Genomic DNA, 6,591 nt, shown 5'->3' on the forward strand with positions numbered 1-6,591 from the left:
CAATCCAACATTCGAGTTGTTTAATCAATGTATCATTTAATTTAGGTCCTCCCGAAGGCATAGGAGCAACTCCACCTTCGTGTTTTATGGTTTGAAGTGCGTCTTCCGCAGAATTAACGATTTGATTATAATTTTCAAATACATATCCATTCTGAGCAGTCGATTGATCATGACAACCTGTAGTAGAACAATTGTTCATAAACAAAGGTTGTATTTGAGAAGAGAAATAAACTGTATCCTCACATCCTGGAGGGAAAGTTTTCATGGGTTGTGTTCTGTTTTTAGCACAACCTACCATTAACATTAATCCTACACCTAATATGCCTATATATCTTAACATTTTTAATATTTAAAAGTTCGAGAAATACCAAATCCAAATCGAAATTCACCTTCTCTCCATTGAGATTCAGTATTCGCTATGTATTGTAATTCTCCCATTCCTTTAGCATTCGTAAAATTGAAATGAAAGCAATGCCCATTCGTCTTCCACTCTAAAGCGAAGCCAAGACTATTGGTGTTAGACGCATTCCTTTCCATAGTGTTGCCAATCCCGTAGAAATATTCGGCGATAAGTCCCAAACCTTTCGTCAACTTTAAATTAGCCGCCCCTCCTACAGAAAACAATGCGTTATTGTCTTTTGCCAAAACATAATTTCTGTAAACATAAGTAGGTAGAACTGCGAAGCTTAAACGTTCGTTTAATTTATGGGTAATCACCAATTGAGAAGCATATGAAAACCTGTCTACTTGAGTAGGAAAAGAATTCACTTGCGTCAAATTTGTTGTTGCTTGCTGATAGGTATAATACATTGTTCCTGTAATTGCCATAGAAACAGGTGTACTCAAATCTTTGGTTTGCTCTAACAATAAATATTTAGTGCCAGCATCTATCAAAGACCTGTAAGGTTGGTTTGCCCCCTTAGAACGAGCTATACCTACCATCCATTTATCACTGAGTCCAAAATCAAACCCGAAGCGAATATCCGCAGCGTTATCGAAACCAAACCCGGTTTGCACACCTCCTTGCTCTCCTGCTATATCACCAAACCTATGCTCTATGATATATCTGAATTCTCGTTTTTTCAAAGTCTTGGTGCTATGTGCATTCACAATTTTAAAAGCATTGAAAGTTTCGCTTTCTTTTTCCTGTGCAAATCCATTGGATAAGACAAAAACACTTGTAAGAACTAAACCAATTATCTTCTTCATCTTTCTCATTATACTGCTGCCAATTCTTTAATGTATGCCACCAAATCTTCCAATTGTTGATTGCTCATTTTTTCTTCAGGATATAGGGGCATATATTGTTTTCTACCTGCAATAGGATAAGTTCCATATCTTATAATCTGATACAAGGACTTATCTGTGTAGTTGTTTATATTTCTCCAAAACATTTGAGCGTCTAACTTATCGTGGTCTAAATCCAAGTAAGTTACGCGTGCGTTGTCATGACAATGCAAACAACTCTTTTCATAAATCAGTTTTCCATTTTCCGCATTCCCATTTTCTCCATATCCCCTTTTATTAACATCCATGGCCGGTAAAAACGTAGCGATATATGATTGCGTAAATTTGGAGCGTACTTTCTTTAAAATTGCTTCTTTTTGGTCGGAAGATAAACGCTCTAAATTTTCTAAAGCACTCAACTCTTGGTGAGATAGCTTGAGGTCTTTAAGCTTTAACTCTGTACTTTTGAAGTAGTGCATGATTGCATCTAACTCCCAATCTTCTAGATACCTTCCACTTGAACAGTATTTTGCACACAATTGAACAGCATTCTCTAATGTATCGCGCGCATCGTTTACTAATTCACCATACTTCTTTACATAATCCTTGGTATAGAACTGCTTTCTATTATAAATTCCATAAAAACTAGAAGCAGGTAAAAAAGGTAAATTGTGTTCTGTTGTATACACCAATTTATCTTCGGGGCTATGTTCTGTTAAAGAAGAATACTCCTGTTCTAAATTGTGGCAATCTGTACAAACAAAATAAGAAGAAACTAATTTTCCTTTATAACCTTTATACTCCGCTTTACCTTCTGTAATAATGGTGTATCCAATTTTAGCCAATACGGTATCCACCTCCCTAATAGGATTGCGTACACTTCCATCAAGTTGGTGCTCAACTTCCGCTAAGGATAGAGCAGATATCTTACTGGTATCGTGCTTCTTTACAAAAGCTAATAGTCCCGTAATTAAAAGTAAAACTGTTCCTCCAACAATTTTTTTCCACATAAAACAAAGGCGTTTTTTTTCGCTTCTAGGATATTAACGCAAACTGAATGCAAATGGATGCACGAACTACATTTTTCTTTCTAAGATTGATAAATACATTACATCTAATTCGATAAGCTCAATGATTAATTACTCCTCACCGAAAAATTGGGAAGCCATTGTGGTAAATAAAATCTTCTGCTTATTTTCGAACAAAAATTCAAAAGATCATGTTTGGAGGAGATATGTTTGGAAAGTTGCAAGAAATGCAACAAAAGGCAGAAGAGTCTAAGAAAAAATTAGATCAAATTTCTGTTCAAGGAGAAGCAGGAGGAAACCTGATTGTAGTAGAGTTAACAGGGAATAGAACCATGAAATCTTTAACCATTAACACGGAGTTGGATCAAATGGATAAAGAAGATTTGGAAGATTTACTAACGGTTGCCTTCAATCGCGCGTTAGAGGCTGCAGAAGAAGTTAATCAAAAAGAAATGCAGAACTCTGCAAAAGGATTATTCCCTGGACTATAATACATGAAAGCAAATAAAGCGGAGCTTAGAGCTCATTTTAAAGAAGAAAGGAAAAAAATTTCTCCCAAACGCTTACAAAAAGCATCGGAAGAGATTTGCCATTCAGTTCTTAAAAACTTTCAATTAGAAAATAAACTGTGTAGTATTTTCTTACCTATAGAAAGACAAAAAGAACTCAATACTTACCAAATATTAGAGCGAGCCGTAAATATTGGGGCAAAGTTCACACTGCCGGTGAGTAACTTTAAAACGGGTGAGCTTTCGCATGTACTTTATACCAACGACACAAGCTTGGAAATTAATCCCTACGGGATACCCGAACCCGTTAAAGGAAAAAAAATAGCACCGGATAAACACGATATTGTATTTGTTCCATTATTAGCGGCTGACAAACTTGGTAATCGCGTGGGGTATGGAAAAGGTTTCTATGATAGGTTCTTAAGTAAATGTAAGTCTGACTGTATCTTTATAGGCCTTAACTTTTTTGAACCTATAGACGAAATTGAAGATGTTTTTGAGGGAGATAAAAAGCTCAACTACCTTATTACTCCAGAAAAATTAATTCGATTTTGAGTTCAGGCAATCAAGGAAAATATCATTTACTCATTATAGCATTTATCCCCTTCGTAATGTTGGGGTTTTTACTTTTTGAAAACTTGCTGTGGGGATTTTTAATTTTAGCCATTGCGCTGCTCACCTTTTTTCTAGTTTTAAAAAAGACCAAGTAATCAACGTAACTTTTTCAATTGAATTTCAGTACCTTATAATGCGTACTGATTATGAAAATTAACACGTACATATTCTCTGTACTTGCACTGCTACTCTTTTCTTCCTACAATACTGTAGATAAGGAAGTTCGGTTCGGTGTTAAAGTTGGTGCGTTCCCTACTGGTAAAATTCAAAGCTATGCCATTTTCAGAGATCGAATAAATGGAGTGGCTATTTCTTATTTACCAGACGAAGCGGCTTTTTTAAAATATCTCACTGGCACCTGGCCCCTACCCGGAGAAGGTTACAGAAATTACTTGGAAGAGAATAATATAATTCACTTTAAAATATACCACTACCCCACCGATGATTCGGTATGGTATTGTCCCGCTTTAGACTCTTTATGGAAACTTCGTTTTGCCATACATCCTTTGGACAAGTCCAAGGCCAATGGTTGGAGCAACGGCATCATTAAACCATCCTTAAAACAATACGAATTTCTCGGTAAAAACTACAACATCAGAAATTTTGAAGGAAGCTATTTTATTGACTCTAACTTTTTCAATATACTAAGAGATGTAACGAACCCTGTTTGGGTAAATTACTACAAATCATTGTATTGACACCCGTCTTATTTTGAGAATCTCCCAAAGGAGATAAATAAAAACAATACCATATTCCGTCCACTTCAATGTAGTGGCTATCCATGGACTCTCAAAGGCATAGAAACCATAACTTAGTATCACCACAAAACTCCAAATCACCACAAAATTGAACTTGCTAAACATTCCTAAAAACAAGGGAATACTTAAGTACCAAGGATGTACCGTTGAACTCAGGAGCAGATATATAAAATAACCCGCCATCATGTAGTAGAGTATTTCCACAGATGTGTTAACGGGTCTTTTCAATGCCATAACTATGATTAAACCGAGTGTTAGCATAGAAAGGGCTGGTCCTACAATGTATACCGTTTCCCAGGTAAATAAAGGGTAAAATAAACTAGATGCCGTACTGTATAGAGATGAATTAAATTCAAAATTTGAAAAATACAAACTCAAACTCTCTGCAAAATTTTCGTAATAAGGAGGCCATAAGAGGAGATGCGTAAACAAGTGCACCCCTACAAGGGTGTAGAAATAAAAGAGTACCGTATGCCTGATACTCAATTGCTTGTAAATAAAAGGCAATAATAAAAGTGGTGTTAATTTCACATTAATCGCTAAGGCAAAAAACAACGCACTTAAAAACATACGATCGCGCAATAAATAGAAAAGTCCCGGTGCAAAAAATGCAATCATCACACCTTCAAAATGGAGGTTTATGATCAATTCTAAGAGCACAAATGGATTTAAAAAAAAGAGACTTGCAAGTTTGGGCGACCTGTCGAATTGCAACAACATTTTTACAGTAAAATGATGGGCAAATAACAAACTTAAAATGATGAGTATGCGCATCATCACCATGTTGAACCAAACATCTTTTGAAAACAGATTAGCTGCCGCAAAGTAAAACTGATTGATACTCGGGTAGCAAGAATAATTTTCTTTTGACAATTGCGTAATTCCAGCATATAACTCCTGATAATAAGCATCGTTGGCAAAACGACTCATTTCCATCAATGCCTCTGGCGTGTGGGCATAAGGATTTATTCCGTCGAGTATCAACCTTCCATCCCATAAAAACCTGAAATAATCGGGAGATAAACCAGGAAGAAAGGGAAGAACAATTATAGCACTGATAAAAACAGTGATTTTAAGCTCTCTCGGTGAGAACATCTTTCGCTTAAAATAGATACCTAAATAAAACGCAAAGGCGAAAGTGTAACTCGAGAAAGTGGTAATAAAATTATCCTGCTGGGCATATCGACCTAAGCCAAGTACAGCTACAAAATAGCCCAAGACCCAAAACCACTTTTTCCATTGCATATTAGCGTTGTTTCAATTCAGAAAATCCATAGAAGAATACTGCTCCATACCCCAATGTCAACATTATATGAAAAGGAAGTATAGCATATGCCTCTGTATATATATGATATACGGTAGAAAGACCAAAAAGGATAAACATAAGGAACTCAAAAACCATAGGAAGACTCATTTTCTTCTTATCGTACTTGTTTGTCTTACTATCATTTTTCAGCGTAACATTGAATTTTGGCGTACGCACAAAAGAGCTTTTAATGCCCAAATACCCCTCAAAAACGGCGATAGAATTGTTAATACTCAACCCTGCAGAAACAGTCAAAAACTGAACAAAGCGAACGGTAAACCTTAAAAAAGAAGGCAAAAATTGTTCACTTTTATCCCTGTAGCTCACCCAGTAATAATAAAACAAAAACAAGGTGGAAGAAATAAAAACGGCGCTTAAATCAAATACCCAATCGAACTTTGAAAAACTATCCTGTATTGTCATTAAGGGTAAGCTCAAAAGCGAGAGTAACAACAATACCACAAAAACTGAGGAATTGAACAAATGAAACAAACCATGAAGTCTATGACCTCTTTCTAATCCTTCTGTTTTACGTAAAAGAGCATTGTTTTTCACAAAACATTCAGCTCCACCTTTCATCCAGCGGTGTTGCTGACTCTTTAATGCACTCATCGTAATCGGCAACTCCGCAGGAGCAATAACATCCTCTAAGTAGACAAATTTCCAGCCTTTTACTTGGGCCCTGTAACTTAAATCTAAATCTTCTGTTAAGGTATCGTGTTGCCATCCACCAGCATCTTCAATACAGGATTTGCGCCATACCCCCCCGGTACCATTAAAATTAATATAGTGTCCTTGTACATTCCTTCCTACTTGCTCCACACTAAAGTGAGCGTTTAAACCGAAGGCTTGCAGTTCTGTTAGCAAAGAATAGTCCTTGTTGAGATGTCCCCAACGTGTTTGCACCACACCGACATCCTGCTTTTTAAAATGACCTATGGTTTGTTTTAAGAAATCGCTATGGGGTAAAAAGTCAACATCAAAAATGGCAATGAATTCTCCCTTACATGCTTCCATCGCATCATCTAGAGCTACACAATACATGCCGATTCGAGTTCGATTGCAGTTATAGTAGCGTCCCCAACAACACTTGTAGGTTCGGGCGTATTCTTTTCCATGCTGCATGAACCGAATTACTTCTTCTCCCC

8 protein-coding genes are annotated in these 6,591 nt (G+C 36.5%); 3 read left to right on the plus strand and 5 right to left on the minus strand.

Features of this window, described 5'->3' with window-relative positions:
- The 3 genes from R3333_RS11460 to R3333_RS11470 all read right to left on the minus strand — a co-directional run.
- The coding region (locus tag R3333_RS11460; RefSeq protein ID WP_318958918.1) for a hypothetical protein at nt 1–340 on the minus strand (340 nt) is incomplete at its 3' end.
- Between the two features lie 2 nt (nt 341–342).
- Complete coding sequence (locus R3333_RS11465) at nt 343–1,209, minus strand: DUF5777 family beta-barrel protein (RefSeq protein WP_318958919.1); 867 nt, start codon at nt 1,207–1,209, stop codon at nt 343–345.
- 8 nt (nt 1,210–1,217) lie between these two features.
- Entirely contained in the window at nt 1,218–2,237 is a 1,020-nt protein-coding gene (locus R3333_RS11470; protein WP_318958920.1) for a cytochrome c, read from the minus strand.
- A gap of 209 nt (nt 2,238–2,446) precedes the next feature.
- On the opposite strand from R3333_RS11470, the gene R3333_RS11475 reads away from it, so the two are divergent.
- From R3333_RS11475 to R3333_RS11485, 3 genes are all read left to right on the plus strand, one after another.
- A complete protein-coding gene (locus R3333_RS11475) occupies nt 2,447–2,746 on the plus strand; it encodes a YbaB/EbfC family nucleoid-associated protein (RefSeq protein ID WP_318958921.1) in 300 nt (99 codons plus the stop codon).
- A 3-nt stretch (nt 2,747–2,749) separates the two neighbouring features.
- Nucleotides 2,750–3,319, plus strand: a complete 570-nt coding sequence (locus tag R3333_RS11480) for a 5-formyltetrahydrofolate cyclo-ligase (protein ID WP_318958922.1) — start codon at nt 2,750–2,752, stop codon at nt 3,317–3,319.
- A gap of 206 nt (nt 3,320–3,525) precedes the next feature.
- Nucleotides 3,526–4,077, plus strand: a complete 552-nt coding sequence (locus R3333_RS11485; RefSeq protein ID WP_318958923.1) for a hypothetical protein — start codon at nt 3,526–3,528, stop codon at nt 4,075–4,077.
- Here the strand turns inward: R3333_RS11485 and R3333_RS11490 are convergent.
- Entirely contained in the window at nt 4,066–5,382 is a 1,317-nt protein-coding gene (locus R3333_RS11490; RefSeq protein ID WP_318958924.1) for a glycosyltransferase 87 family protein, read from the minus strand. The genes R3333_RS11485 and R3333_RS11490 overlap by 12 nt on opposite strands.
- Before the next feature lies 1 nt (nt 5,383).
- Nucleotides 5,384–6,591 (minus strand): glycosyltransferase family 2 protein (locus tag R3333_RS11495; RefSeq protein ID WP_318958925.1); only part of this gene is annotated, 1,208 nt, incomplete at its 5' end.

It is taken from the genome of Lishizhenia sp. (genome assembly GCF_033720595.1).
Lineage (GTDB): Bacteria > Bacteroidota > Bacteroidia > Flavobacteriales_D > Crocinitomicaceae > Lishizhenia.